The 26,379-nt window shown below is 68.9% G+C and carries 29 protein-coding genes; 20 read left to right on the top strand and 9 right to left on the bottom strand.

The genetic code is table 11. The features are described 5' to 3' along the window. Window positions 1-133: 133 nt before the first annotated feature. The 5 genes from AB0H76_RS08615 (at window position 134) to AB0H76_RS08595 (ending at window position 5,586) form a co-directional block, all read left to right on the top strand. Window positions 134-2,950: an aconitate hydratase gene (locus tag AB0H76_RS08615; protein ID WP_357319290.1), complete on the top strand. Its 2,817-nt coding sequence runs from the start codon at window positions 134-136 to the stop codon at window positions 2,948-2,950. 144 nt (window positions 2,951-3,094) lie between these two features. Next, window positions 3,095-3,661, top strand: a complete 567-nt coding sequence (locus AB0H76_RS08610; protein WP_209891591.1) for a TetR/AcrR family transcriptional regulator — start codon at window positions 3,095-3,097, stop codon at window positions 3,659-3,661. A gap of 95 nt (window positions 3,662-3,756) precedes the next feature. Continuing rightward, window positions 3,757-4,827 (top strand): LacI family DNA-binding transcriptional regulator, encoded by a 1,071-nt coding sequence (locus AB0H76_RS08605; RefSeq protein WP_357319287.1) that lies wholly within the window; start codon window positions 3,757-3,759, stop codon window positions 4,825-4,827. A gap of 2 nt (window positions 4,828-4,829) precedes the next feature. Next, window positions 4,830-5,039, top strand: a complete 210-nt coding sequence (locus AB0H76_RS08600; RefSeq protein ID WP_357319284.1) for a hypothetical protein — start codon at window positions 4,830-4,832, stop codon at window positions 5,037-5,039. A 109-nt stretch (window positions 5,040-5,148) separates the two neighbouring features. Further along, window positions 5,149-5,586: an SRPBCC family protein gene (locus AB0H76_RS08595; RefSeq protein WP_357319281.1), complete on the top strand. Its 438-nt coding sequence runs from the start codon at window positions 5,149-5,151 to the stop codon at window positions 5,584-5,586. Here AB0H76_RS08595 and AB0H76_RS08590 read toward each other — a convergent pair. Then, window positions 5,583-6,092 (bottom strand): GNAT family N-acetyltransferase, encoded by a 510-nt coding sequence (locus AB0H76_RS08590; RefSeq protein WP_357319278.1) that lies wholly within the window; start codon window positions 6,090-6,092, stop codon window positions 5,583-5,585. The genes AB0H76_RS08595 and AB0H76_RS08590 overlap by 4 nt on opposite strands. A 68-nt stretch (window positions 6,093-6,160) precedes the next feature. Between AB0H76_RS08590 and AB0H76_RS08585 the strand changes: the two genes are divergently transcribed. After that, a complete protein-coding gene (locus AB0H76_RS08585; RefSeq protein ID WP_357319275.1) occupies window positions 6,161-7,054 on the top strand; it encodes a LysR substrate-binding domain-containing protein in 894 nt (297 codons plus the stop codon). Window positions 7,055-7,058: 4 nt separating this feature from the next. On the opposite strand, the gene AB0H76_RS08580 is transcribed toward AB0H76_RS08585, so the two are convergent. After that, window positions 7,059-7,562, bottom strand: coding sequence for a MarR family transcriptional regulator (locus AB0H76_RS08580; RefSeq protein ID WP_357319272.1), 504 nt, complete (start codon window positions 7,560-7,562; stop codon window positions 7,059-7,061). Between the two features lie 70 nt (window positions 7,563-7,632). Here AB0H76_RS08580 and AB0H76_RS08575 point away from each other — a divergent pair, with 70 nt between their 5' ends. The 4 genes from AB0H76_RS08575 to AB0H76_RS08560 all read left to right on the top strand — a co-directional run bounded on the left by AB0H76_RS08575 (window position 7,633) and on the right by AB0H76_RS08560 (window position 10,315). After that, entirely contained in the window at window positions 7,633-8,130 is a 498-nt protein-coding gene (locus AB0H76_RS08575) for a cupin domain-containing protein (protein WP_357319270.1), read from the top strand. 79 nt (window positions 8,131-8,209) lie between these two features. After that, window positions 8,210-8,629 (top strand): acyl-CoA thioesterase, encoded by a 420-nt coding sequence (locus AB0H76_RS08570; RefSeq protein ID WP_357319267.1) that lies wholly within the window; start codon window positions 8,210-8,212, stop codon window positions 8,627-8,629. A 258-nt stretch (window positions 8,630-8,887) separates the two neighbouring features. Then, window positions 8,888-9,346 (top strand): hypothetical protein, encoded by a 459-nt coding sequence (locus AB0H76_RS08565; RefSeq protein WP_357319264.1) that lies wholly within the window; start codon window positions 8,888-8,890, stop codon window positions 9,344-9,346. Window positions 9,347-9,352: 6 nt separating this feature from the next. Further along, complete coding sequence (locus AB0H76_RS08560) at window positions 9,353-10,315, top strand: hypothetical protein (RefSeq protein ID WP_357319261.1); 963 nt, start codon at window positions 9,353-9,355, stop codon at window positions 10,313-10,315. A gap of 3 nt (window positions 10,316-10,318) precedes the next feature. On the opposite strand, the gene AB0H76_RS08555 is transcribed toward AB0H76_RS08560, so the two are convergent. The 3 genes from AB0H76_RS08555 to AB0H76_RS08545 form a co-directional block, all read right to left on the bottom strand. Then, window positions 10,319-10,552 carry a helix-turn-helix domain-containing protein gene (locus AB0H76_RS08555; RefSeq protein ID WP_209891557.1) on the bottom strand — a complete coding sequence of 78 codons (234 nt, stop codon included), beginning with the start codon at window positions 10,550-10,552 and terminating at the stop codon, window positions 10,319-10,321. An 83-nt stretch (window positions 10,553-10,635) separates the two neighbouring features. Continuing rightward, window positions 10,636-12,267 (bottom strand): ABC-F family ATP-binding cassette domain-containing protein, encoded by a 1,632-nt coding sequence (locus AB0H76_RS08550; protein WP_357319258.1) that lies wholly within the window; start codon window positions 12,265-12,267, stop codon window positions 10,636-10,638. A gap of 142 nt (window positions 12,268-12,409) precedes the next feature. Continuing rightward, a complete protein-coding gene (locus tag AB0H76_RS08545) occupies window positions 12,410-13,462 on the bottom strand; it encodes a saccharopine dehydrogenase NADP-binding domain-containing protein (protein ID WP_357319256.1) in 1,053 nt (350 codons plus the stop codon). A gap of 100 nt (window positions 13,463-13,562) precedes the next feature. Here AB0H76_RS08545 and AB0H76_RS08540 point away from each other — a divergent pair, with 100 nt between their 5' ends. Then, window positions 13,563-14,444: an AraC family transcriptional regulator gene (locus AB0H76_RS08540; RefSeq protein WP_357319253.1), complete on the top strand. Its 882-nt coding sequence runs from the start codon at window positions 13,563-13,565 to the stop codon at window positions 14,442-14,444. On the opposite strand, the gene AB0H76_RS08535 is transcribed toward AB0H76_RS08540, so the two are convergent. Both AB0H76_RS08535 and AB0H76_RS08530 read right to left on the bottom strand, forming a co-directional pair. After that, window positions 14,394-14,711 carry a hypothetical protein gene (locus tag AB0H76_RS08535; protein ID WP_357319250.1) on the bottom strand — a complete coding sequence of 106 codons (318 nt, stop codon included), beginning with the start codon at window positions 14,709-14,711 and terminating at the stop codon, window positions 14,394-14,396. The genes AB0H76_RS08540 and AB0H76_RS08535 overlap by 51 nt on opposite strands. A gap of 662 nt (window positions 14,712-15,373) precedes the next feature. Then, window positions 15,374-16,378: an LLM class flavin-dependent oxidoreductase gene (locus tag AB0H76_RS08530; RefSeq protein WP_357320533.1), complete on the bottom strand. Its 1,005-nt coding sequence runs from the start codon at window positions 16,376-16,378 to the stop codon at window positions 15,374-15,376. A 134-nt stretch (window positions 16,379-16,512) separates the two neighbouring features. On the opposite strand from AB0H76_RS08530, the gene bla reads away from it, so the two are divergent. Continuing rightward, a complete protein-coding gene (gene bla, locus AB0H76_RS08525) occupies window positions 16,513-17,421 on the top strand; it encodes a class A beta-lactamase (RefSeq protein ID WP_357319247.1) in 909 nt (302 codons plus the stop codon). A 12-nt stretch (window positions 17,422-17,433) separates the two neighbouring features. Here bla and AB0H76_RS08520 read toward each other — a convergent pair whose 3' ends face one another. Continuing rightward, window positions 17,434-18,402 carry a LysR substrate-binding domain-containing protein gene (locus AB0H76_RS08520; RefSeq protein ID WP_357319244.1) on the bottom strand — a complete coding sequence of 323 codons (969 nt, stop codon included), beginning with the start codon at window positions 18,400-18,402 and terminating at the stop codon, window positions 17,434-17,436. A 48-nt stretch (window positions 18,403-18,450) separates the two neighbouring features. Here AB0H76_RS08520 and AB0H76_RS08515 point away from each other — a divergent pair, with 48 nt between their 5' ends. The 4 genes from AB0H76_RS08515 (at window position 18,451) to AB0H76_RS08500 (ending at window position 22,428) form a co-directional block, all read left to right on the top strand. Further along, complete coding sequence (locus AB0H76_RS08515) at window positions 18,451-19,347, top strand: serine hydrolase (protein ID WP_357319241.1); 897 nt, start codon at window positions 18,451-18,453, stop codon at window positions 19,345-19,347. Window positions 19,348-19,409: 62 nt separating this feature from the next. Beyond that, window positions 19,410-20,018: a TetR/AcrR family transcriptional regulator gene (locus AB0H76_RS08510; RefSeq protein ID WP_357319238.1), complete on the top strand. Its 609-nt coding sequence runs from the start codon at window positions 19,410-19,412 to the stop codon at window positions 20,016-20,018. Window positions 20,019-20,029: 11 nt separating this feature from the next. Further along, on the top strand, window positions 20,030-21,601 hold the full coding sequence (locus tag AB0H76_RS08505; RefSeq protein ID WP_357319235.1) for an NAD(P)/FAD-dependent oxidoreductase: 1,572 nt from the start codon (window positions 20,030-20,032) through the stop codon (window positions 21,599-21,601). Continuing rightward, window positions 21,598-22,428, top strand: a complete 831-nt coding sequence (locus AB0H76_RS08500) for a mycofactocin-coupled SDR family oxidoreductase (protein ID WP_357319232.1) — start codon at window positions 21,598-21,600, stop codon at window positions 22,426-22,428. Before AB0H76_RS08505 ends, AB0H76_RS08500 begins: the two co-directional genes overlap by 4 nt. 7 nt (window positions 22,429-22,435) lie before the next feature. Here AB0H76_RS08500 and AB0H76_RS08495 read toward each other — a convergent pair whose 3' ends face one another. After that, entirely contained in the window at window positions 22,436-22,801 is a 366-nt protein-coding gene (locus AB0H76_RS08495; RefSeq protein ID WP_357319229.1) for a helix-turn-helix domain-containing protein, read from the bottom strand. A 75-nt stretch (window positions 22,802-22,876) separates the two neighbouring features. Between AB0H76_RS08495 and AB0H76_RS08490 the strand changes: the two genes are divergently transcribed. From AB0H76_RS08490 to AB0H76_RS08475, 4 genes are all read left to right on the top strand, one after another. Continuing rightward, the gene (locus tag AB0H76_RS08490) at window positions 22,877-23,506 is read left to right on the top strand and encodes an NAD(P)H-dependent oxidoreductase (RefSeq protein WP_357319227.1); all 630 of its coding nucleotides are present in this window, start codon (window positions 22,877-22,879) and stop codon (window positions 23,504-23,506) included. A 122-nt stretch (window positions 23,507-23,628) separates the two neighbouring features. Beyond that, window positions 23,629-24,579: an alpha/beta hydrolase gene (locus AB0H76_RS08485; RefSeq protein WP_357319225.1), complete on the top strand. Its 951-nt coding sequence runs from the start codon at window positions 23,629-23,631 to the stop codon at window positions 24,577-24,579. A gap of 103 nt (window positions 24,580-24,682) precedes the next feature. Further along, complete coding sequence (locus AB0H76_RS08480) at window positions 24,683-25,153, top strand: flavodoxin family protein (protein WP_357319223.1); 471 nt, start codon at window positions 24,683-24,685, stop codon at window positions 25,151-25,153. A 62-nt stretch (window positions 25,154-25,215) separates the two neighbouring features. Then, a complete protein-coding gene (locus tag AB0H76_RS08475; RefSeq protein WP_357319221.1) occupies window positions 25,216-26,376 on the top strand; it encodes a DUF3089 domain-containing protein in 1,161 nt (386 codons plus the stop codon). Window positions 26,377-26,379 lie beyond the last annotated feature (3 nt).

Genomic DNA, 26,379 nt, shown 5'->3' with positions numbered 1-26,379 from the left:
TTTCACAGGACAAGCGTACTGTTAGGATCAGGCAGGCGAGGAACCAGCACCTGACGGGGCTGTAATCCTCCGGAAACGTAGGCCGACGGCACAGCCCCGCCGACGGCCACCCTCACAGACGAGTGGAGCTGACGTGACGAAGAGTATCGATACTTTCGGCGCCAAGGGCACCCTCGAGGTCGGAAGCAACTCCTACGAGATCTTCCGTCTCTCGGCCGTGCCGGGCACCGAAAAACTCCCCTACGCCCTGAAGGTTCTCGCGGAGAACCTGCTTCGCACCGAGGACGGCGCGAACATCACCGCCGACCACGTCCGCGCGATCGCCAACTGGGATCCCGCCGCCGAGCCGGACACCGAGATCCAGTTCACCCCGGCCCGCGTGATCATGCAGGACTTCACCGGCGTGCCCTGCATCGTCGACCTCGCCACCATGCGTGAGGCCGTCACCACCCTGGGCGGTGACCCGAGCAAGGTCAACCCGCTCTCCCCCGCCGACATGGTGATCGACCACTCGGTCATCCTCGACGTGTTCGGCCGCGCCGACGCCCTCGAGCGCAACGTCGACCTGGAGTACGAGCGCAACGGCGAGCGTTACCAGTTCCTGCGCTGGGGCCAGGGCGCCTTCGACGACTTCAAGGTCGTCCCGCCGGGCGTCGGCATCGTGCACCAGGTCAACATCGAATACCTCGCGCCGACCATCATGGTCCGCAACGGCCAGGCCTACCCCGACACCTGTGTCGGCACCGACTCGCACACCACCATGGTCAACGGCCTGGGCGTGCTGGGCTGGGGCGTCGGCGGCATCGAGGCCGAGGCCGCCATGCTGGGCCAGCCGGTCTCCATGCTGATCCCGCGCGTCGTCGGCTTCAAGCTGACCGGTGAGATCAAGCCCGGCGTCACCGCCACCGACGTGGTGCTCACCGTCACCGAGATGCTGCGCAAGCACGGCGTGGTCGGCAAGTTCGTCGAGTTCTACGGCAAGGGCGTCGCCGAGGTGCCGCTCGCGAACCGCGCCACCCTGGGCAACATGAGCCCGGAATTCGGTTCCACCGCGGCGATCTTCCCGATCGATGGCGAGACCATCAACTACCTGCGCCTGACCGGCCGCAGCGACGAGCAACTCGCGCTCGTCGAGGCCTACGCCCGGGAACAGGGCCTGTGGCACGACGCCGACAAGGAGCCCGTCTACTCGGAGTACCTGGAGCTGGACCTGGGCACCGTGGTGCCGTCCATCGCCGGCCCGAAGCGCCCGCAGGACCGGATCCTGCTGTCGGACAGCAAGACCGCGTTCCGCAAGGACATCCACAACTACACCAACGACGCGGAGAGCGGCCCCGCGTCGGTCACCCCGCACACCAACCTGGACGAGGCCATCGAGGAGTCCTTCCCGGCTTCCGATCCGGCCGTGCTGTCCTTCGCCGAGGACGACGCCGTGCTGCCCTCGGCCGCCAACGGCAATGTCGGCCGCCCGTCCAAGCCGGTCAAGGTCTCCGATCCGGAGCGCGGTGACTTCGTGCTCGATCACGGCGCCGTCGTGGTCGCGGGCATCACCTCCTGCACCAACACCTCGAACCCGTCGGTCATGCTGGGCGCGGCCCTGCTGGCGCGCAACGCGGTCGAGAAGGGCCTGGCCTCCAAGCCGTGGGTGAAGACCAACATGGCGCCGGGCTCGCAGGTCGTCTCGGACTACTACGAGAAGGCCGGCCTGTGGCCGTACCTGGAGAAGCTGGGCTTCTTCGTCGGTGGCTACGGCTGCACCACCTGCATCGGCAACACCGGCCCGCTGCCGGAGGAGATCTCCAAGGCGATCAACGACAACGACCTCTCGGTCACCGCGGTGCTCTCGGGCAACCGTAACTTCGAGGGTCGCATCTCCCCCGACGTGAAGATGAACTACCTGGCCTCGCCGCCGCTGGTCATCGCCTACGCGCTCGCGGGCACCATGGACTTCGACTTCGAGACCGACGCCCTGGGCCAGGACACCGACGGCAACGACGTCTTCCTGAAGGACATCTGGCCGTCCCCGCAGGAGATCGACGACACCATCAAGTCGGCGATCAGCCGGGATATGTTCACCAGCTCCTACGCCACCGTCTTCGAAGGTGACGAGCGCTGGAAGGGCCTGAGCACCCCCGAGGGCGACACCTTCGCGTGGGACGAGAACTCGACCTACGTCCGCAAGGCGCCGTACTTCGACGGCATGAAGATGGAGCCGACCCCGGTCAGCGACATCCAGGGCGCGCGCGTGCTCGCGCTGCTGGGCGACTCGGTCACCACCGACCACATCTCCCCGGCCGGCCCGATCAAGCCGGGCACCCCGGCCGCGCAGTACCTGGATTCGCACGGTGTGGAGCGCAAGGACTACAACTCCCTGGGCTCGCGTCGCGGTAACCACGAGGTGATGATCCGCGGCACCTTCGCCAACATCCGGCTGCGCAACCAGCTGCTGGACGACGTCTCGGGTGGTTACACCCGCGACTTCACCCAGGACGGCGGCCCGCAGGCCTTCATCTACGACGCCTCGCAGAACTACCAGGCCGCGGGCATCCCGCTGGTCGTGCTGGGCGGCAAGGAGTACGGCTCGGGTTCCTCGCGCGACTGGGCGGCCAAGGGCACCAGCCTGCTGGGCGTCAAGGCGGTCATCACCGAGTCCTTCGAGCGCATCCACCGCTCGAACCTGATCGGCATGGGCGTTGTCCCGCTGCAGTTCCCGGCCGGCGAGTCGGCCGCGTCGCTGAAGCTGGACGGCACCGAAACCTTCGACATCGAGGGCATCACCAAGCTGAACGAGGGTGTGACTCCGAAGACCTTGAAGGTGACCGCTACCAAGGAGAACGGTGAGAAGATCACCTTCGACGCGGTGGTCCGGATCGACACCCCCGGTGAGGCCGACTACTACCGCAACGGCGGCATCCTGCAGTACGTGCTGCGCAACATGATCCGGGGCTAGTCACCGGTTCGCTTGCTCGAAGACAGGTCCGCGCACCGCATTTTCTGCGTCACGCAGTGTGCGGTGCGCGGACCTCTCCGCATCATCGCTTTGTTCGGTATTGCCCCACGCACCACCCTGTCTCAGCGCCCGGAGGAGTCCGCCATGCCCAAGGTCAGCGACGATCACCTTGTCGCCCGGCGCAACCAGATCCTCGACGGCGCCCGGCGCTGCTTCGGCGAGTACGGCTACGACGGCGCGACCGTGCGCCGCCTGGAGGAGGCCATCGGCCTGTCCCGCGGCGCGATCTTCCATCACTTCCGCGACAAGGACGCGCTGTTCTTCGCCCTCGCCCAGGAGGACGCCGAGCGCATGGCCGACGTCGCCGCCAACCAGGGCCTCGTGCAGGTGATGCGCGACATGCTCGCCCACCCCGAGCAATTCAACTGGCTCGGAACGCGTTTGGAGATCGCCAGACGCCTGCGCACCGACCCCGACTTCAGAGCCGGCTGGACCCAGCGCTCGGCCGAACTGACCGCCGCCACCCTGGCCCGCCTGGAGCGCCGCAAGGCCGCCGGCGCCCTGCGCGACGACGTCCCCACCGATGTCCTGCTCGGCTACCTCGACCTCGTCCTGGACGGCCTCATCGCCCGCATCGCCTCGGGCCACACCAACGAAAACCTCTCCGCCGTCCTCGATCTCGTCGAAGCCTCGGTCCGCCGCAAGGACTGACCCGACCCGCGCCTATCTCCGGCTGGCGGCCGCGTACCTTCTTCTGTATCGTTTTAGTGGAACGATAAAGTAGAACGATACAGATAGGCGGGTTCATGCCTCCCAAGGCGACGATGAAGTCCGTGGCGGCGGCGGTCGGGGTTTCGCTGACGACGGTGTCGAATGCCTACAACAAGCCGGAACAGTTGTCGGTTGCGTTGCGGGAGCGGATTTTCGGGGCGGCCAGGGAGCTCGGGTATTCGGGGCCGGACGCGGCGGCGCGGACGCTGCGGGGGCGGCGGGCGGGGGCGATCGGGTTGTTGCTCACCGAGGAGTTGTCGTACGCGTTCTCGGATCCGTTCGCGGTCGGGCTGCTGGCGGGGCTCAGCGAGGTCGCCGAGAAGAGCCGCACCGGGCTGCTGCTGATTCCGCTGCCGCGCTACGAGACGGGGGCGGACGACGAGGCCATCCGGGAATCGGTGGAGACGGTGCGCAATGCCGTGGTCGACGGCGTGGCCGCCTACTGTGTCGACGCGAATCATCCCGCTCTGGAGGTGATCTCGAGTCGCGGGTTGCCGTTCGCGCACTCCGATGACGACTTCCCCGGGCGGCGCGTGGTGATCGACGAGGTCACCGCCACGCACGCCATCGGCGCGCACCTGGCGGAGCTGGGCCACACCACGGTCGCGCTGGTGGTCGACTCCGGGCGCTCCCCCGCCACGCCCCGCGAAATCACCGACCTCTCGGTGCTCTACAACAACGCGCGACTGCGCGTGCAGGGCGTGCGCGAGGGCCTGGGCGCGAACGCGACATCGTTCGTCGTCACCGGCGGCCACAACTCGATCGAATCCGGAATCGCCGCGGCCGAGCTGATTCTCGACCGCCCCGATCCCCCGACCGCCATCGCCGCCGGCGGCGACGTGCTGGCCCTGGGCGTGCTCGAGGCCCTGCGCCGCCGCGGCCTGGTCCCCGGCCGCGACATCTCGGTCACCGGCTTCGATGACATCCCGGCCGCGGACAGCGCGGGACTCACCACTGTCCGCCAACCGATTCGGAAGAAGGGGCAGCTACTCGGCCGCATGCTCCTGGATCCGTCCTACACCGAAGAACGCGTCGTACTGCCCACCGAGCTGATCATCCGATCCAGCAGCGGTCCGGCGCGCACCCGAGCCACGGGAGAGGAATAACCATGCAACCCATCGCCGCCGGACTGGCCGTCGAAGCCGTACGGGCCCAAGCCAACTCGGCCCGGCCCGACGCACCGGTCCGTCCCGACCCGCCGGCTCGCCCCCACCACCTGCGTACCGGCCTGGCCGCCGTGCTGCGCGCCTCCGCGCGCCAGAGCGCCCGCCTGGCCGACCGGCTCGACTGCGCCCCCGCCCACCTGGCGCATCGATAACGCTCCTGTGGGAAGAGCGCCCGCACGGCCGACGGGTTTACCGTGGAGTGGCAGCGGTAGTCGACGCACACACCCGGCAACCCGCCGGTCCGAGGAAAGCGGTGCACCGATGGTCGAAGTCAAGTTTGTCGTGAACGCACCACCGAAACAGGTGTTCGACGTCCTGGCCGATGGCTGGTTGTACACCGGCTGGGTCGTGGGCGCGTCGCACATCCGCGACGTTGATGCCGGGTGGCCCGAGGTCGGCACCCGAATCCACCACAGCGTCGGCCCCTGGCCGTTGACGATCGACGACACCACCGTGGTACGCGCCGTCGATCCGCCCCGCATGCTGGAGTTGGAGGCCCGTGCCTGGCCCTTCGGCAGCGCGACGATCCGGCTGGAGCTGAGCGGCGAGGAATCCACCGAGATCCGAATGACCGAGGTGGTCAGCGGCGGGCCGGGCCGCCTGCTGCCGGGCCTGGCGCAGGGCGTGCTGCTCGGCCCCCGCAATCTCGAATCGCTGTCCAGGCTGGCCGATCTGGTCATCGGCCGCGCCGCCACCTAGAGGTCGTACTTCATGAACACGTCGGCGCGGCTGTAGGGGCTCTGCCGCACCGCGTCCGGCGGCACGTGCGCGAATCCAACCGATTCGTACAGGTGCACCGCGTTGGCGAGCCGCTTGTTGCTTTCCAGATAGAGGGTGGTCGCGCCCTGAGCGCGGGCGTAGTCGACGGCGGCCTCGAGGATCAGGCGGCCGATGCCGCGGCCGCGCTGCCGCGGCGCCACACCCATCTTCGAGATCTCGTAGACGCCGTGCCCCTCGGGCACCACAGCGCCACAACCGACCACCTCGGCGCCGTCGCGGGCGATCAGCACCTGCCCGCCCTTGGCCACGATCTCGGTCTCCGGGTTGTCCAGCAGATGCGAGTCGGCGGGTTCGAGCGCGAAGTAGGCCCGGATCCACTCCTCGTTGATCTCCTTGAAGGCCCGAGCGTCCTCAGGGGTGCTCATGGGTTCCACGACGATGGCGTCGCGCTGTTCGGGGGCGAGGAAATCCGTTGACTGGGGCACCGCACCAGCATGCGGGCGCCGAATCATAACGTCCAATACTTGATACCTGCGATTGATAAGCTCACCTTATGATCGACGGAGTCGAGCTGCGTCACCTGCGCTATTTCCTCGCGGTCGCGAGCGAATTGCACTTCGGCCGGGCCGCCGCCCGCCTGCACATCGCCCAGCCCGCGCTCACCCAGCAGATCCAGCGCCTGGAAGCCCTGCTCGGCACCCGCCTGTTCGATCGCACCTCCCGCAGCGTCGCCCTCACCCCCGCGGGCACGGTGCTGCGCGACCGCGCGACCACGATCCTGGGCCACGCCGCCCGCGATCTGGACGAGGTCGCCCGTGTCGGCCAGGGCGAGCAGGGGCGGCTGCACCTCGGCTTCGTCCCGTCGGTGCTGCCGCTGGAACCGCTGCGCGGTGTGCGGCTGTTCCGGGAGCGCTACCCGCTGGTCGAGGTGGACCTGGTCGAGGGCTACACCTCGCGCATGATGGAACAGCTGCGCAACGGCAGCCTGGACACCGCCATCGTGCGCGACCCGGACGACCTGCCCGGAATTCGGGTCGATCCCCTGGTCACCGAGCCGTTCGTGGCGGTCCTGCCCGCCGGTCATCCCGACAGCGGCCGGTCGTCCATCACCGGAGCCGAACTCGGCGCGCATCCGCTGGTCTTCTTCCCCCGGGCCGCCGGCCGGCTCGCGCACGACAAGAATCTCGCGCCGCTGCACGAGGCCGGGCATCGTCCGCGCGTGGTGCAGGAGGGCAACACCTGGACCACGGTCCTCTATCTCGTCGCCGAGGGGCTCGGCGTCACCATCGCCCCGCGCAGCGCGACCTTCACCGCTCCGGCCGCCGTTCGCGTCCTGCCGCTGACCGGCACCGACGCGGACACCACGGTGTATGTGGCCCACCGCGCCGACGACGATCGGGCGATGATCCGCAATTTCCTGGACCTGCTGCCCAAGCACACCGGCTAGCGGCTCACTCCGCCGCCAGGCTGGCCAGCAGCGTCCGCGCGATGCGGTCGAGTTCGGCGCGATCCCGCGCGGAAAGCACGGCGAGCAGCCGGGTTTCGTTCTCGACGTGCTCGGCCACGACCGTGTCGATCACCTCCCGGCCCGCCGGGGTGAGCGCGACCCGGATGGCGCGGCGATCGGCGGCGTCGGCCGTGCGGCGCACCAGGCCGGCGGATTCCAAGCGGTCCAGGCGCCCGGTCATCCCCGCGCGCGAGAGCATCAGGGTGTCGGCGATGACCGAGGGGTTGAGCTCGAAGGGCTCCCCCGAGCGCCGCAGCGCCGCGAGCACGTCGAACTCGCCGCGCTGCAAACCGTGCGCGCCGAAAATCGCCTCGATCTTCGGCATCGCCACGGTCATGAGCCGGCCCAGCCGCCCCAGGATCGCCATCGCCTCCAGGTCCAGATCGGGCCGTTCGCGCTGCCACTGCGCGGTGATCAGGTCCACCGGATCTTTCTGCACATCACCCATGGACAAGATTCTATTCGCTCAGATATAGTTCGGGAGCGAATTATAAAAGAGCGAATCACTTGGAGACAGCATGACCACCAGCACCCGCCCCGCCGCCATCCGTCAGCCCCAGGACGCCGAGGTCCTCGGCAATCCCAGCACCCAGGTCCGCCTGCTCATCGACGCGAACGACACCGGCGGCGCGGTCAGCACGCTGGAGGTCACCATGGCGCAGGGCGCCGACGGCGCCACCCCGCACTTCCACACCACCTCCGACGAGCTGTTCTACGTCGCCGACGGCGAATTGCAGGTGCTGGCCGGCGACGAGATCGTCACGGTGGCCGCGGGCGGCTCGCTCGTGGTCCCGAAGTTCATGCCGCACGCCTTCGGCGCCACCCCGGACAGCTCGGCGCGCATCCTGATCGCGCTCATGCCGGGCGTGCAGCGCTTCGAGTACTTCCGCCTGCTGGATCGGATCGGCAAGGGCGAGGCCACTTTCGAGGAGCTGCTGGCCTCCCAGGAGGAATTCGACAATCACTTCGTCGACGCGCCCGCCTGGTGGGCCGAGCGCAACGCCCACCGGCGGTGAGAGCGCGGCTGCCGCGAATGTGGCCCAGATATCACCGCGAACGGGAACAAATCCGGGCTCGGGACAGGTTCGGCAAAGCATGACCTTCTCTGTCCCGATCACCGTGCGCGGATACGAACTCGACAGCCTGGGCCACGTCAACCAGGCCGTCTATCTGCAGTACGCCGAGCACGCGCGCTGGGAACTGCTGCGCGCGGCCGGGGTCGGGCAGGACAAACTGCTGAGCACCGGCTACGCGCCCGTGGTGCTGGAGAACAACATCAAGTACCAGCGCGAGCTGCGCGCCGGCGACGAGGTCACCGTGACCTGCGAATTCATCTGGGGCGAGGGCAAGACCTTCCGGATGCACCAGGAGATCCGCAAGCTGGACGGCACCATCTCGGCGGTGGTGACGGTCACCGGCGGCGTCATGGACCTGACCGCCCGCAAGCTGGCCGCCGATCCGCGCGAGCGTTTTCGCACCATCTCCGAGCGTCCCGAGCTGTTCGGGCTGCAATAACACAGGCACTCCCGGCGCCGCCGCCAATTCCGGGCAATTCACCTGGACAATTTCCCGAACGGAAATAACTCCATGGTTGCTACGCGCCCGTCGGTTCGGTACCGAAAATCTTTCGGTGCAAGCCCATCCGGGTCCACGACCCCGTTTGCCACCGGCCGTGAAATCTTTCGATCCGGGCCGGTCTGCGTTCTGCCCGCGTTATGATCCAGTTCCCGCTCGGGGCCCCTGGCAAATCGCGAGCAGATCGGAGTGCACGCTATGACCGACGCAATCCACAACCTTGGCGCCCGTCCCTCAGGCGACCGCGCTCCCGCGTTGCAAGGCGTGCTGGTGGCCGAATCGCCGCGCGATATCAGCGTGCGCGTCGAGGAGGGCACCTGGACCTTCCAGCGCGCCGACGTGCTGCGGCTGCGCGATTCGGCAACCCTGGACGCCCCGGCCACGGCCGGCCATTCCGTGCTGGTCGACATCCGCCCCGGCGCCCTGGCCGACTTCACCCGGCGGCTGCGCGTCGACCTGGTCGACCGCCCGATGACGCTGACCGCGGAGCCGTCCCCCGCCCTGGGCGACGAACTGCTGCAACAACTCACCACCTCCTGGGCGGACCGGCTGCAGCTGGTCGACGTGGCCGGCGGCAACGGTGCGACCTACACCTACTGCCAGACCAAGTCCCAGAACGGCAGCGACGACGGCATCAACTGCGACAGTCTGGACTGACCCGCCATGGTGGCGCGCCGGCCGGGTTCGGTCCTCATAGTCTCCGAAACCGACGATCTGCACGCCACGGCGATGGCGGCGACGTTGCGAGAACACCACGGGCTCAACCCGATTCATCTCGATCTCCGGGATTTCCCGCGCGAGTCCGGTAGCTTCCGGCTCGATCGCGACGGCACCTCCCGCTCGATGTCGCACCTGCTGGGCCTGGACGACGTCCGCTCGGTGTGGTGGCGGCGGCCGCATCCGGCCCGGGTGCCCGCCGGGGTGCGCGCGTCCGACGACGCGTTCCGCCAGGCCGAGTGCGACGGCTTCATCCAGGGCCTGCTCTGGTCCATCCCCGCCGCCTGGATCAACGATCCGGGGGCGGACCGCACCGCGAGCCGCAAGATCGTGCAGTTGGAGACCGCACAGCGGGCCGGATTCATCGTGCCGGAGACGCTGATCACCAACGACCCCGACGAGGCTCGCAGCTTCACCGAATCCCGGCCGGGCGCAGTGGTTTACAAGCGCACCGGCACGGGGCGCGGTGAATTCGCCGAGACCCGGCTGATCACCCGCGCCGACTTTCCGAAGTTGACCGGCATCCGATCCGCCCCGACCACATTCCAGGACTACATCGACGCCGACTGCGATCTGCGCGTGGTCTGGGTCGACGGCGCCGAGTGGACGGTGCGCATCGATTCCCAGGCCGGGGTCGGCCGGGTGGACTCCCGCCTCGACACCTCGGTCGAGTTCAGCCGGGAACAGCTGCCCGCCTCGGTCAGCAAGTCTCTGGCCACCCTTATGGGCGCGCTGGGCCTGAGTTTCGGCGTTCTGGATCTGCGACTCGGCCTCGACGGTGAGTACTACTTCCTCGAGGTCAACCCGCAGGGCCAGTTCGCTTATCTTGAGATCAAGACGGGCCTGCCGTTGTTCCGGAGTCTCGCCAACCTGCTGGTCGAGGGTGACGGGAGCGTCCCGGGCTTCTGAGGGCTACTGTGCCTTGCGCCGGTTAGCGCCTCCCCGGCTGCGGAGCTGCACATGCGACTCCACCAGCACATTGTGTATGAAGCCGTAGGAGCGCCCCGTCGCCCGCGCCAATGACCGGATGCTGGCACCCGCCTCGTACTGCTTCTTGAGTTGGGATTGCAGACGGTCACGTGATTTTCCCGTGACGCGTGTGCCCTTACCCAGTGTGGACTTGCCTGATGATGGCCGATCGCTCATGGCTTCCTCCGAGTCGCCGAGCAGCGCGTCATTCAAGGCTAAGCAACAAACGGGCCGTGATCAACGGGTGTTTGTGATGAAAATCACGCAAGCTGAATAAGTTCCAAGTATTCGGCCGACCAGTGATCTTCTGTGCCATCGGGAAGTAAAATGACCCGCTCGGGCGACAACGCCTCTGCCGCACCGGGATCGTGGGTCACCAGCACCACCGCGCCGGCGTAGGTGCGCAGCGCGTCGAGCACCTGTTCGCGCGATACCGGGTCCAGATTGTTGGTCGGTTCGTCGAGCAGCAGCACGTTCGCCGAGGAGGACACCAGCCCGGCCAGCGCCAGGCGGGTCTTCTCACCGCCGGAGAGCGTGCCCGCGGGCTGCTCGAGCTGCGGACCGGTGAACATGAACGCGCCCAGCAGGCTGCGCAGCTCCTGTTCGCCCGCGTCCGGCGAGGCGTGGCGGATGTTCTCCCAGACCGTCGCGTTGTCGTCCAGGGTGTCGTGCTCCTGCGCGAAATAGCCGACCTTGAGGCCGCGGCCCGGCTCCAAGCCACCGGCGGTGGGCTGTTCGACGCCGGCCAGCAGCTTCAGCATCGTCGTCTTGCCCGCGCCGTTGAGGCCCAGGATGACCACGCGGCTGCCCTTGTCGATGGCGAAGTTGACGCCGGTGAAGATTTCCAGCGACCCGTACAGCTTGGTGAGGTTTTTGACCATCATCGGGGTCCTGCCGCAGGGCGCGGGCTCGGGGAACTTGATCCGCGCCACCTTGTCCGCGACCCGGATGTCGTCCAGGCTGGCCATCAGCTTGTCGGCACGCTTGGTCATCTGATGCGCGGCGGCGGCCTTGGTCGCCTTCGCGCCCAGCTTCGCGGCCTGCATCTTCAGCGCGCTCGCCTTCTTCTCGGCGTTCGCGCGCTCGCGGACCCGGCGCTGCTCGTCGGTGGCGCGAGCGTCCAGGTACTTCTTCCAGTTCATGTTGTAGACGTCGGCCTCGCCGCGCACGGCGTCGAGGAACCACACCTTGTTCACCACGTCGCCGAGCAGTTCCACATCGTGGCTGATCACGATCAGGCCGCCGTCGTGGCTCTGCAGGAAGCCACGCAGCCAGGTGATGGAGTCGGCGTCGAGGTGGTTGGTCGGCTCGTCCAGCAGCAGCACCGTGTCCGAGCGGCCGCCGCTGCCGTCGGAGGCGGCGAACAGGATGCGCGCCAACTCGATTCGGCGGCGCTGACCACCGGAGAGGGTGCGCAGCGACTGGGTCAGCACGCGGTCGGGCAGGCCCAGGCTGTTGCAGATGCGGGCCGCTTCGCTCTCGGCGACGTAGCCGCCCAGCGAGGAGAACCGCTCCTCGAGGCGGCCGTACTTGCGGACCGCCCTGTCGCGTTCCTTCTCGTCGGCCACCTCGGCCATCAGCAACTGCTGCTTCTCCATGTCGTGCAGCAGGGCGTCCAGGCCGCGCGCGGACAGCACCCGGTCGCGCGCCAGCACGTCCAGGTCGCCCTCTTTCGGGTCCTGCGGGAGGTAGCCGACATCGCTGGAGCGCAAGATCTTTCCGGCGTAGGGCTCGCCCTCGCCGGCCAGGATGCGCAACGTGGTGGTCTTGCCCGCGCCGTTGCGCCCGACGAGACCGATCCGGTCGCCCGCCTGCACCCGCAGCGCCGGCCCGGGAGCCGTCAACAGGGTGCGGACTCCGGCCCGGACCTCCAGGTCGGTCGCGGTGATCACAGACGGGCTCCTCACGGATTGAGCGGTGCTGGGCGGTTGCTGCTCGATTGTGCGGCGCATCGAACACAAGAACCACCGATTTTACCCGGGCGCGAAGGTAGCTCCGACATCGCGCGAGCCCACAGTGAACCAGCTCACTCCGCTAGCGGTCCTCGATGGCCCACCGCACCCCGAACGGGGCGAGCGCGGACAGGAAATCGGCCGGGTCGAAAGCCTGGGCCGGAGCGAGCACACCGGCGGGCGCGGTGCCCCTGGCGAGCCGTTGCGCGGCCGCCACGGCGGTCCAGGCGGTCGTGCCGTAGGTGTCGGGGCCGGAGACCACCCCGCGGGCGCGGCGGCCGTCCTCGGCCACCGCGTCGAGCACGATGGTCCAGGTGCCCGCACCGCGCTGTCCGGCGTCCGGGCCGACCGGCAGGGTCGCGATCGTCTCGTCGGTCAGCGGGGTCGCGAACAGGGCGCGGGTGGACTCCTCCACCGCGCCCCGGACGGTCCGTACGGCCAGGTGCCGCGGGACGGAGATCGGTTCTTGCAGCGGGAAAGGTGCCAAGGCAACAGGTTCCGGCGCGCCCGGTAGCGGCACCGGCGCCAGCGGCGCGAAAGGACCGCTCCGCCAAGCCTTGTCGACATAGGCCACGCCGCCGTCGGTCATGGCCTCGGCAATGCCGAGCATGCTGCGCAGCGAGCCGCGGGACATGGCGGTCTCGCCGCCGAAGCGGTGCACGGAGGTGAGTTCGGCCAGTGGGCCGAGGTGATCGCCGAGCAGGTGGGCGAGCAGGTCGCCGGGGATGCCGCCGTCGGTGGCCGCCGGGACGACGGTGACACCGGCGGATTCCGCCGCGGCGGGGTAGGTCTCGTAGACGTGCCGCAGGAACGGTTGCTCGCCGCAGGTATCGACGTAGTGCGTCCCGGCCGCGATGGCCGCGGCGACGACGCGGTCGCCGGTCGGAGTGAACGGGCCCGCGCAGTTGATGACCGCGTCCACGTCCTGAAACGCGGCTACCAGAGCCGAGTGGTCGTCCACTGCGGCGACGCGCAGTTCCGCATCGGGCGTGCCGGCTCGGGCCGCGGCGGCTTTCAATTTGTCGGCGTCGCGGCCGACGAGCACCGCGGTGAGGCCGCGACGCGCGAGTTCGGTGAGCACGAGGACGCCTTGGAAGCCGCTCGCGCCGTAAACGGCAATGGTGTGATTCGACATGAATCAACCGTAGGAAGCCTCATTGAGCCAGCCAATGATTCGGTAGCTCAGATTAATACGCGAAAAACTCAATGCTGCGTGTTGTGCCACAATGGTTTTCGTGGATGTGCTGAGTGACGTGATCGCGGCAATGCGCATCGGCGTGCCGCACTCCTCTCGCACGCACCGAACCGCCCCCTGGCAGGACCACTTCGAGGCCGCGCCCGGCGCCGGATTCCACATCGTCCTGGCCGGTTCTTGTGTGCTCACCCCTGACGACGGCCCGCCCCTGATGCTGCACGTCGGAGACGTAGCGTTCCTGGCCCACGGCCGGGGCCACGCCCTGTCCTCCGCCCCCGGCGAGCCCGAAACGGTATTACTCTGCGGCGCTTACCAACTCGACCCCGGCCGAACGCATCCGCTGCTCCAGGGCCTGCCCGAGATCCTGCACCTGCCCGCGCGACTCGGCCACGACGCCGCGGTACGCGCCACCGTCGACCTCCTGGCGAGCGAACTGGAACGCGAACTCCCCGGCAGCAGCAGCACCGTAATAGCCCTCCTGGACGTACTCCTGCTGCTGATCCTGCGCACCTGGCTGGACGAATCGACCCAACCGGCAACCGGCTGGTCCGCGGCCCTACGGGATCCCGGCATCGCGGCCGTCCTCCGCGCCATGCACGAAGACCTCGCCCACCCGTGGACCATCCCGGAACTCGCCGCCCTGGCCGGCATGTCCCGCGCCACCCTCACCCGCCGCTTCACGACCCTGATCGACCGCCCACCCCTCACCTACCTGACCTGGTGGCGCCTGACCACCGCCGCCCGCCTCCTCCGCGACACCGACGCCACCCTCGCAGTCATCGCCCAACAGGTCGGCTACGCCTCGGAATACGCGTTCGCCGCCGCCTTCAAACGCCGGCACGGCCTCGCCCCCGGCCGCTATCGCGCACCGTCAGCGCCCCTTGCCGATACAGACGTATCCCTGCAAAACCAGGCCAACTAGAACGCCCAGGTAAAACGGGAACAGGAGAGTGTCGAACTCCCCTAGCAACCCGACCAACAACAGCACCAGGCACGCGACCCAAGCAGCCAGAAATGCCGCACCGAGCCCTTTTCGAACACGCCCCGTCGGCACCGCACGCCAGCCGATAACGATTCCCGCCAGCTGCACAGCGAACACAGCCGACATGACGACCACGACAACCCGCCACCCGGGTACTTCGCTAACTACCGCGATCAATGCCGAACCGGCGCTGAGGATCATCGCCACGAAACCCGACTGAACCAACGTCGTACGTCGAGCGCCCTCGCTCATCAACCCCCCATGGCCTGAAGCCGCCCGCCGAGAGCGGGCGACCTCACCCTGACTTGCCTTGTGATGTTTGTCAATCGACCCGATCCGCAGCGCGGCGAAAGGTTAAGTGCAGCCGCCGAATTCATGCTCAGCTGCCTTGAGCGCGCTCGAGCTCACCGCTAACCTCAGCACGGCCTCGCTCCCCGGCCGATTCCGCACGGCAGCATAGCTTCGGTCAGCCGAGGTAGGGCTTCGAGCCGTGCTCTAGGAAGTGCGCCAGCCGGAGCCGCTGCGTGTGGTGCATCTCCAAGCCTTCCAATTCCGCCGGAGCGACAAACCGGAGTTCAGTGGACTCGTCCGAGATCGCCCCCGATGACACGGGCTCGAAAGCACACATTGAATTGGCGTCCGACCTCGCCGTCGCTGTCGTCACACACCACAGCCGAGGCAGCGACCACCAAACTGTTCGCCTGCCGTGCATTACAGCGCACCCGCGGATGTCATTGCGAGATTCGCACGCGCTCTTAAGAATTGGCACCCCGAGTACACCGTCAGGTCGAACCGATCGAGACCGAGCCGGGCGCGGTCCCAGAGCTGCCTTACTGGCAGTTGTGGGCGTGGGATTGATCGGCGGCGGCTTACGGCGTGGCCGACTGCACTGCCAGCGTCTGTCCCGTGAGCTCCACCGACCGCACCCGGTCGGCGATATCGGGAGCCTGGTGGGTGGTGATCAATTCGTCCGCGCCGATGGAGGCGGCGAATTCGGCGAGGTAGGTGCCGACTTCGTCGGGGGTGCCGACGGCGGTGTAGCGGGTCATGCCGGAGAGTTGGCGGCCGTTGGGGGAGGCGAGGAAGGCGTCGATTTCGGCGTCGCTGAAGTCGCCGCCGGCGGGGCCGCGGGCGATCATGGCGCGGGCGCGGGTGCGGTAGGCGATGGTTTTGTGTTCGACGGCGGCGTCGTGGGATTCGGCGGCGAAGACGTTGACGCCGGCCATGACGTAGGGCTCGGCGAGTTGCTCGGAGGGCTTGAAGGTGTCGCGGTAGACGGCGACGGCCTCGTATAGCGCGTCCGGTGCGAAGTGGGAGGCGAAAGCGTAGGGCAGGCCGAGGTGGGCGGCGAGTTGGGCGCCGAACAGTGAGGAGCCCAGGATGTAGAGCGGGACAACGGTTTCCGCGCGCGGTACGGCTTGCACACCGGCGACTCGGGATTCGCCGGTCAGGTAGCCCTGAAGTTCGAGCACGTCGCGCGGGAAGTTCTCGGCGGTCGACGGCTCGCGGCGCAGCGCGTAGAGGGTCTTCTGGTCGCTGCCGGGCGCACGGCCCAGCCCGAGGTCGATGCGACCCGGGAACAGCGATTCCAGGGTGCCGAACTGCTCGGCGATGACCAGCGGCGAGTGGTTGGGCAGCATGACGCCGCCGGCGCCGAGCCGGATCGTGTCGGTGTGGTTCGCGACGTAGCCGATCAGCACGCTCGTGGCGCTCGACGCGATGGACCGCATGTTGTGGTGCTCGGCGTACCAGACGCGGCGGAATCCGCTGCGTTCCGCGGCCTGCGCGAGGGCAACGCTGTTGTGGAAGCTGTCGCGCGCGGTCTGACCGCGCGACACGGTCGCCAGATCGAGGATCGAGAGTGCGAAGGGCATGTCAGTTTGCAACGCCACGGCCCGGCTCCGATATTTCTTCACCGGCCACACGCTGGGGTGATATGGGTTCGAGTATCGGCCGACACGTGGACTGGTCTTGGACAGCCCGCCCGCCCGCGTGTTGTCGTGTCGGCATGATCAAGAGCAAAAAGATCGCGATCCTGGCGGCGGCGCTACTCCCCCTGCTCGGCGCCTGCGGGACCGACGCGGCCGAACCGGCCGCCACCGCCACCGCAGTCATGCCGACGCCCGACTCCGGGCTGGCGAGCCTCGAGACCCAGCATCGAGCCCGGCTCGGCGTCTTCGCCCTCGACACCTCTTCCGGGAAGTCCGCCGGCCACCGCGCCGACGAGCGGTTCGCGATGCTGTCGACGTTCAAGACACTGGCCTGCGCCGCGCTGCTGAAGGCGCATCCACTGGCCACCGGATACTTCGACCAGGTGATCCGGTTCACCGAGGCCGACGTGGCCAAGGCCGAGGGCTCGGCGATCAGCGGCAAGCACATCGCCGACGGCATGACGGTGCACGCACTCTGCGACGCCGCCATCACCTACAGCGACAACGCCGCCGCGAACGAGATCCTGAAACTGCTCGGCGGCCCGCAGGCGGTCACCGCGTTCCTGCGCAGCATCGGCGATCAGGTGTCGCGGCTGGACCGCTGGGAGCCCGAGGTCAACACCGCCATCCCCGGCGACGAACGCGACACCACCACCCCGGCCGCGATCGTCCGCGACTACCAGGCCTTGACCCTCGGCGACGCCCTACCCGCCCCCGAGCGGGAGCAGCTGGTGACGTGGCTGAAGGCCAACACGACCGGCGGCAGTCGGATCCGCGCCGGCCTGCCCGCCGACTGGACGACCGGCGACAAGACCGGCACCTCCAGCGCCTACGGTTCGGCCAACGACGTCGCGGTCACCTGGCCCGCCGGCGGCGGTGCGCCGATCGTCATCGCGGTGCTGTCCACCCACGCGGACGCGCAGACCGAACCGAACAACGCGCTGGTCGCCGCGGCGGCGAAAGATGCTGTCGCGCAGCTGCGCTGACCGGCTTCATCGCTACCGCGGATCAACAGCGTTGCGCGCGTAGACAACCGACCACGGTTGACTCGCCCCCGGCGCGATCAAGGGCGCGGGCGCCTCGTCCCCGGCGATGACCGCGGTCGCGGCGCGCGCGAACCGCGGTACCGCCGGGTGCACGGCGGTACCGGCCCACACGGCCGCGACCCGGCGCACCAGCGGATTCCCGGTCAACGGCCGCCACGCCACCCGCGGCTCGCGGCGCGCCAGCGCTTCCTGCTGGAATGCCACCCCGCTGCCCGCGAGCACCAGCCCGAGCGCGAATTCCTGGTTGCGGGCGTGCCGGATCCGGCCGGGCTCGAAGCCACCACCCCGGCATACCTCGAGCACGTGGTCGTGCCAGCCGGCGGCGGTGGCGCGCGGCGGCAGGATCAGGTCGTGGCCGGCCAGATCGGCCAGCGCGATTTCGGGCAGGCGCGCCAGCGGGGAGGTGCGCGGCAGCACCACCCCGAGCGGGACGGCCGCGGCGGGACCGCACACCAGATCGGGAGCGTCGATGGGTTGCAGCACCAGTCCCACATCCAGTTCGGCCGTGGCCAGCAGCCGCAATTGTTCGGCGGTGGTCAATTCCTGGAGGTCGACGGTGAGTTCCGGGGCCTGCTCGCCGAGCAACCGCAGCAGCGCCTGTAGCGCGGGCGCGGGTGTCTCCGCGAGCACCCCGACGCGCAACGCGCCGAGGTCGCCCGCTCCGGCCTTGCGCATCAGCGTCCGCAGGCGCTGTTCGGCGGCCAGCAGCGCGCGAGCCTCCTCGATCAGCAGTTCCCCGGCCGCGGTCAGGGTGATGCTGCGGCGGGACCGGTCGAAGAGCTGGACGCCGAGTTCGCGTTCCAGCCGCTGGATGGACTGGCTCAGCGGCGGCTGGGCGATGCCGAGGGTTTCGGCGGCCCGCCCGAAGTGCAGTTCACCCGCGACGGTGAGGAAGTAGTGCAGGTGCCGGGCCAAGTCCACCCGGGTAACGATATTCGATCGGGTATCGGTGCCGGTTATCGTGGCCGGGTGGCGGTAGTGGAACGGATTCAGCGGCTCTTCGACGAGATCCCGGTGCGCGGCACCCTGCACGCGGTCGATCTCGCCGACGGCCGCGAGGTCGCCCTCGGGGCCGACGAGCAGGTGGTGATCGCGTCGATCTTCAAGATCGTGCTGGTGCTGGAGTTCTGCCGCCAGGTGCACGCGGGTCAGCTCGATCCGACCGAGCGGGTGCTGATCCGGGCCGCGGATCGGCTCGGCGGCTGGGGTACCGCGGGCTGCGCGGACGATCTGGAGATCTCGCTGCGGGATCTGGCCTATTTCGCGATGTCGGTCAGCGACAACACCGCCGCCGATCTGCTGCTGCACCGAATCGGCAGGGACACACCGGCGTTGCTCGCCGCCGAACTCGGCTTGGACCGCACCCGCGTGCTCGGCGGGCCGCGCCAGCTGCTCGAATCGATGCTCGCCGACGTGGGCGCCCGCGACAGCGCCGAGTTCGCGGCGATCTACCCGACGCTCACCCGCGAGCAGGTGGCCGGGATGCGGGTCTTCCAGCCGGAGCACACCACCGCCAGCACCGCCCGCGACATCACCCGGTTGCTCACCATGATCTGGCAGGACACCGCCGGCACGCCGGCGGCCTGTGCGGCGACGCGAGATCTGTTGCGCCATCAGATGTTCTGGACTCGTATCGCCGCGGGCTTCCCCGACGAGGTGCGGGTGGCCTCCAAGACCGGAACCCTGCCGGGACTGCACATGGAGGCGGGCGTGGTCGAGTACCCGGACGGCGGGCGGTACGCGCTGGCGATCTTCGCCCGCACCGACGAGCTGGGCGCCCGTCGCATCGACGTCGATCTCGCCATGTCCCGGGCGTCCCGCCTGGCCGTCGACGCGTTGAGAGCCGAAGCGCCTCAGCCCAACTGACCGCCGTCCGCGACGCGGAATCGCCTCTTGACGATTGAACACTTTGACGTAATGTGTTCAACATGAACAATGCGGCCGCACGGGCACTCCCCGCCGACCCGCCGATCGAACTGGTACTGGCCGCAGCCGAATGCGTGCGCCGGGCCGGCGTCCGCGGGTTCCGGCTGACCGATGTCGCCAAGGCCGCGGGCGTCGCGCGCGGCACCGTGTACAACTGCTTCGGCGACAAGGAAACCGCGATCAACGCCGGGCTGAATTTCCTGTGCAACGCCTTCATCGACGGCCTGGCCGCCACCGTCGCCCCGCGGCCGACCTTGCGCGAGCAGGTGGGCGAGGCGGCGGCGATGATCTACCAGCACGCCAGCACACCGCCGATGCTGGCCCCGCCGTTGCGCACCGACAGCATCATCGCCACCCTGCTCGAGCACTACGGCGACGAACTCGCCCACAGCTGGGCGGCCTTCTGGGCGGGCCTGGTGATCCAGGCCCAAGAGCGCGGCGAGGTGGACGCCGGGCTGACACCCCTGCACGCCGGCGACTGGATCGTCCGCGTGCTGCTGAGTCTGGAGCTACTGCCGTTCACCGTCGCCGGATTCACCGACGCCGACGACGCGCGCACGCGCACCAGCGATCTCTTGCTCAACGGCCTTGCGCCGAAACGTGATTCGTAGGAAGTAACCGTATGACAAGTGAATATGCCGAGGTCGCGATCATCGGGGCCGGGCCCGGCGGCATCACCGCCGCCCACCATCTCCGGCAGGCGGGCATCACCGATTTCGTCATCCTCGACCGCGCCGCCGATTTCGGCGGCAGCTGGCGCGACAATGTCTATCCCGGCCTGTTCGTCGACGTGCCGACGCTGTTCTACCAGTTCCCGTTCGCGCGGAAATTCGACTGGTCGCGCCTGTTCCCCGACGGCCCCGAGATCCAGCGCTACAACCGGCAGGTCGCCGCGGATCTCGGCCTGTATCAGTACTTTCGCGGTGATACCGAGGTCCGGCGCGAAGTCTGGGATGACGACGAGCAGCTGTGGGTGCTGCATCTGGCCGGAGGTGAGCCGCTGCGGGCGCGGTTCGTGATCAACGCGGTGGGCGGCTACATCAATGCCAAGTCCGCCGGCGACATCCCGGGCACCGACGCGTTTTCCGGCACGATCCTGCGGCCGAACGCCTGGGATCCCGGCTACGACCCGCGCGGCAAGCGCGTCGCGGTGATCGGCACCGGATCCAGTTCGGTCCAGATCGTTTCGGCGATCTACGAGACCGCGGCGCAGGTGGACGTCTATCAGCGCACCCCGTCGTGGATCCTGCCCAAGCCCGACGCCGAACTCTCCGCGCGGACGCAGCGACTGCTCGCGCTGCCCGGCGTCAATGCCGCGATCAACGGATTGGCCTTGGCCGCAATGGAATTGCCGCTGCAACTGATCTGCAATGTGCTGCCGCTGCTACCGCGCCCGCTGCTGGCGCAGGCGCTGCCGCAGTACGACAAGATCTGGCGCGGGCTCTACCGGCTCCTGCTGCGCGCGAAGGTCGCCGACCCGGCCGACCGCCGGGCGCTGGTCCCCGCCTACGGGATCCTGGCCAAGCGGCCGATCCTGTCCAGTGGCTTCCTGACCGCGCTGGCCGCGCCGACGGTGCGCCTGATCACCGACGCCATCGACCGCGTCACCGAGCCGGGCATCCGCACCGCGGACGGCGCCGAACGCCCCTACGACCTGATCGTCCTGGCCACCGGCTACGAGCTGTTCACCGATCCCGAGGCCTACCGCAGCGGAACCGTCTTGGGCCCCAACGGTTTCGACCTCGCCGCGGACTATCGCGCCAACGGTGTGCGCGCCTACGGCGGCAGCGCGCACCCGGGTCTGCCCAACCGCTGGTCGCTGGTCGGGCCGCAGGGCTATGTCGGCATCGCCTGGCACACCTTCGTCGATCTCACCGCACGCCATGCCGTGCGAGTCATCGCCGAAACCCGGCGGCGCGGAACCGGAGTCGCGCAGGTGCGCGCCGAGGCGCTGCGGCGCTGGGTGGCCAAGATGCGCCGCCACGACAAGGTGATCAGCACCTACGTCGTCGACTGCAACCCCGGCCTGCGCACCTACTTCGTCAACTCACAGGGCGAAGCGCTCTACTACCGGCCGCAAACCATCAGCGGCGCACTGTGGTTCAGCCGGTACTCCGCGCTGAGCGACTACCAGTTCCGGCCCGCCGCACCACGGCACGCGGCCGGCACCGAAAGAATCGAGGCAGGGAAATGACCGCACAACCGGAGCAGACGCTGACAGGCAGAGTCGCCTACATCACCGGAGCCGCACGCGGCCAAGGCCGTTCGCACGCGGTCCGCCTGGCCCGCGCGGGCGCGGACATCGTCGCGGTCGACGTCTGCGCGCCGATCGCCGAGTTCAGCGGGTATCCGATGGCCGAACCCGACGATCTCGCGCAGACCGCGCGCCTGGTGGAGGCCGAGGGGCGCAAGGTCGTGACCCGTCAGCTCGACGTCCGCGATCTGGCCGCCCAGCAGGCGGTCGTCGCCGACACCATCACCACCTTCGGCCGCCTGGACGTCGTGGTCGCCAACGCCGGTGTCTGTAGCTGGGGCCGGATCTGGGAGATCTCGGCCGAGCAGTTCCGCGAAGCCATCGACATCAACCTGACCGGCGTGTGGAACACCATCAAGGCCACGGTCCCGGCGATGATCGCGGCGGGCAACGGCGGCTCGATCATGACCGTCAGCTCCTCGGCCGGGGTCAAGGCCCCGCCCGGGTGCGGCCATTACGCGGCCAGCAAATTCGGGGTCGTCGGGCTGACCAAGTCGCTGGCCGTCGAACTCGGCGAATACGGCATCCGCGCCAATGTCCTGCTCCCCTATGGCACCAACACTCCACTGGGCACCGACACCTCGATGTACAAGCTGTTCGAGGAACATCCGGCCTTCGTCTACAGCTACCCGCCGAACCTGCTCAAGACCGACGGGCTCGTCGAGCCGGACGAGATCTCCGATGTGGTGGTGTGGCTGGCGGGCACGCAAGCGGGTGCCGTCACGGGCGCGCAGGTACCGGTCGACAAGGGCTTCCTGGCGCGCTGAGGCCGGGTTATCCGGCCGCCCGGACCGGGGCGGGCTCGGTATCGCGCACCTCGGCGAGGTACCGCTCGCCCCACCGTTCCATCAGCTCCAGCAGCGGGCCGAGGCTGCGCCCGAACGGCGTGAGCTCGTACTCCACCCGCGGCGGCACCTCGGGGTACACCGTGCGGGTGATCACACCGTCGCGTTCGAGTTCGCGCAGTTGCAGGGTCAGCATGCGCTGGGTCGCGCCGGGAATGACGCGGCGCAGCTCGTTGAACCGGGCGGTGCCATCCATCAGCTGGTACAGCACCATGCCCTTCCACTTGCCGCCGATCACATCGAGGGTCACCTCGATGGGGCAGTCCAGGAGTAGGTCGTCTTTGCGTCGCGTCATGGTGACAAAAATGGTACCGAGTTACAGAATTGTGCGCTCTTACGCCTGATGGGCGGCTCCGGCACGCTTGCCGACATGACCAAGTTGCTGCACCTCGACGCCAGCCCGCGCGGACCCCGCTCGCACACCCGCACCCTGACCGACGACTTCGTCACGCGCTGGGTGAGCCAGCGTTCCGAAGTCACCGTGGCGCACCGCGATCTCGGGGTGCGGCCCCCGCCGCACGTCACCGAGGGCTGGATCGCGGCGGCGTTCGCCGACCCCGCGACGCGCACCCCGCAGATGCGCGCGGACCTGGCGGTGAGCGAGGACCTGGTGGACGAACTGCTCGGCACCGACGTGCTGGTGCTCGGAGTTCCCATGTACAACTTCGGCATTCCCGCGATGCTCAAGGCCTACATCGATCAGATCGTCCGCGTCGGCCGCACCTTCGGCTTCGACCCCGAGGCCGAAAACCCTTACACCCCACTGCTGCCCGCGGGTAAGCGCGCCTACGTCATCGTCTCCACCGGCGACAGCGGCTACCAGTCCGGCGGTCCGCTGGCCGGGCTCAACCAGGTCGAGCCCTACCTGCGCACCGTGTTCGGCTTCATCGGGCTCGACGACCTGGAGTTCGTCTACGCCGGCAACGACGAGTTCGGCGGCGAGCGGCTCAGCGCCTCGCTGGCGGCCGCCCACGATCGCGTCGCGGAGCTGGCTGTCTGAACGCCGCACCCTGGGTGGGGATCCGGTCCCCCTGCGGTGCGGCGGCCCCAGCACTCGGGGCTCTGGGGAGCTGGGCGGTTCCGGCGGAAAGTTGAGGAACCCCCAGCGAACCGGAGCACAGCATGTCGACCACCACCACGATCGCCGCCCAGGCGGAGCGTCGTGCCACGGTGCCGGCGACCGACGGTGTGCCGCTGGCGGTGCGCGAGTACGGACCCCGGGACGCGGACCTCACGGTCGTGCTCCTGCACGGCCACTGCCTGCGCAGTGAATCGTGGACCGACGTCCGCGACGCGCTGCTGCGCCGCTACACCGGCGCCCGGATCGTCTGCTACGACCACCGCGGCCACGGCGACTCCGCCGCCGCGTCCCGGCAGACCTACCACCTCGAACAGCTCGCCGACGATCTGCGCGACGTGCTCGACGCCGTCGCTCCCGCCGGTCCGGTCGTCCTGGTGGGCCACTCGATGGGCGGCATGACCGTGCTCACCTACGCCGCCCGCAACCCGCACCAGATCGGCACCCGCATCACCGGTGTCGCGCTGATCGCCACGGCAGCCGGCGGCCTGGCCGACGCGGGCTTCGGCCGCCTGCTGCGCAACCCGGCGGTGTCGGCCTTCCAGACCGCCGTGCGGTGGGCCCCGACCCTGATGCGGCACGCGAAACTGCTGGCCGCCAAGGTGTTCGCCCCGATCATCCGCACCGCCGAGTTCGGCAACCGCAAGGTCAGCCCGCGCGTCCTCACCCTGGCCAACGCCATGCACAACCAGACGCCGATCGTGACGATGGCCGCCTTCCTGAGCGCGTTCATGGTGTTCGACCGCACCGCGGCCCTGCCCCTGCTGTCGCGGATTCCGACGCTGGTGCTGTGCGGCTCGGCCGATCTGATGACACCGCCCGCGCATTCGGTCGCGATGGCGAGCGCCGTCGAGTACTCCGACCTGGTGCTGGTCGAGGGGGCCGGGCACTCGGTGATCATGGAGCAGCCGCAGCGGGTGGCCGAGGCCGTGGCCCGGCTCATGGGCCGGGCCGGTGGGGTCAGCCGGGTTCCGCGTCTCGCGCTGGTCGCCTGACATCCGACGAGGAGGGCAGTGCCACAACGTGTTTCACGTCACCGGACGCGCGGGTTAGGCTGACGCCGGGAGTTCCGTGATCGATCGGAGAAGGAGCGTCAGCATGAAGGCCATCATCGTGTGCACCTCGGTGTCGCATGGCAACACCAAGCAGATCGCCGATGTTGTCGGAGAGGTGATCGGAGCCCGGGTGGTCACGCCGGAGGAAGTCGACGCGACCCAGCTCGCCGGGTACGACCTGGTGGGCTTCGGATCGGGAATCTTCCTGGGGTCCTTCCACGCTCGGCTGCGCGAGTTCGTCCAAGCGCTGCCCCCAGCTCCGCAGACCAAGGCCTTCGTCTTCGCTACCAGCGGTTTTCCCGATGCGGGGTTCCAGCGCTTCTCGCGACCGTTGGTGCGGCAGTTGACGCAGAAGGGTTTCGACGTGGTCGACACCTTCTCCTGCCGAGCCCATGACACCTACCTCCCGTTCAAGCTGGTCGGTGGCATCCGCAAGGGCCGGCCGGACGCCAGCGATCTCGCGGCCGCGCGGACCTGGGCCGAAGGGCTGGGCGCGGCGATCACCACCCGCTAGGCTGCTCGCCGAGATCACCCCGGGTCGCGCTGCGGCCCAGGGCTTCCGGAGAGGGACGTGGGATGCGCGAGCGCCGGTGGACGCGACTGATCATTACCGCACTGCTGGGTGGTGGCGTGTTGGTCGCGCAGCCCGGTGCGGCGAGTGCGGAACCGGCCGGGGTGGAGTGGCTGTGCGAGCCGGGTCCGGCCGACAATCCGTGTGCGGGCAGCCTGGCCACCACGGTCCGGCGGGCGGGGCAGCCCGACACTCGCGAGGAGCCCGCGGCGAAGCGGGATATCGACTGCTTCTATGTCTATCCGACGGTCTCGCAGGATCTTTCGGTGAATGCCGGGCCGAGCGCTACCCCGGAGGTCCAGGCCGTCGCGAGGCAGCAGGCGGCCCGGTTCTCGCAGGTGTGCGATGTATACGCGCCGGTCTACCGCCAGCGCACCCTGGCCGGGCTGCTGAGGGAGAACAGCAACCCCGACCCGCAGCAGCGCGCCGAGACGACCCGGATCGCCTACGCGGGCGTGCTCGCGGCCTGGCGGGAGTATCTGACGGTGCACAACCGCGGTCGCGGCGTGCTGCTGATCGGGCATTCCCAGGGCACCGGCATGCTGCGGCAGTTGCTGCGCACCGAGGTCGATCCCGTTCCCGCGGTGCGTGCTCGCGTCGTCTCGGCGATGCTGCTCGGCGGCAATGTGGCGGTGCCGAAGAACGCCGACGTCGGCGGCGACTTCCAGCACCTGCCGCTGTGCCGGGCCGAACAGCAGACCGGCTGTGTGATCGCCTGGCAGACCTACGGATCCACGCCACCGGCGAACGCCCGCTTCGGCCGCAATCCGGCGCCGCCGGACGCGCCGACGGCCCCCTACGGTCCCGATTACGAGGTGGCGTGCACGAACCCGGCTTCGCTGCGCGACAACGAATCCCGCGTCGCACGGACCATCGTGCGGTCGGGTGTCGCGCCGACGGTCGTCGGTCTGGGCGCGGCGCTGAACTACAACGGGCTCACCGCCGCGGCGCCGACACCCTGGATCGTCCCCGCCGAGACCTATCGAGTCGAATGCGTGCGCGCCGGTGACGCGCACGTGCTGCTGGCGACGCCGGAACCGGGCAGCCGGACCCTGCGTGACGTGCCGGACGCGACGTGGGGCCTGCACATCGTCGACCTGGATCTGGCCCTCGGCGATCTGATCCGGATCGCCGAATCCCAGTCCGCCGCTTACCTGTCCCGCTGAGCG

The organism is Nocardia sp. NPDC050712 (assembly GCF_040654295.1).
GTDB lineage: Bacteria > Actinomycetota > Actinomycetes > Mycobacteriales > Mycobacteriaceae > Nocardia.
The sequence above is the reverse complement of the archived record's forward strand: the minus strand, read 5'-3'. Positions and strand labels throughout refer to the sequence as shown.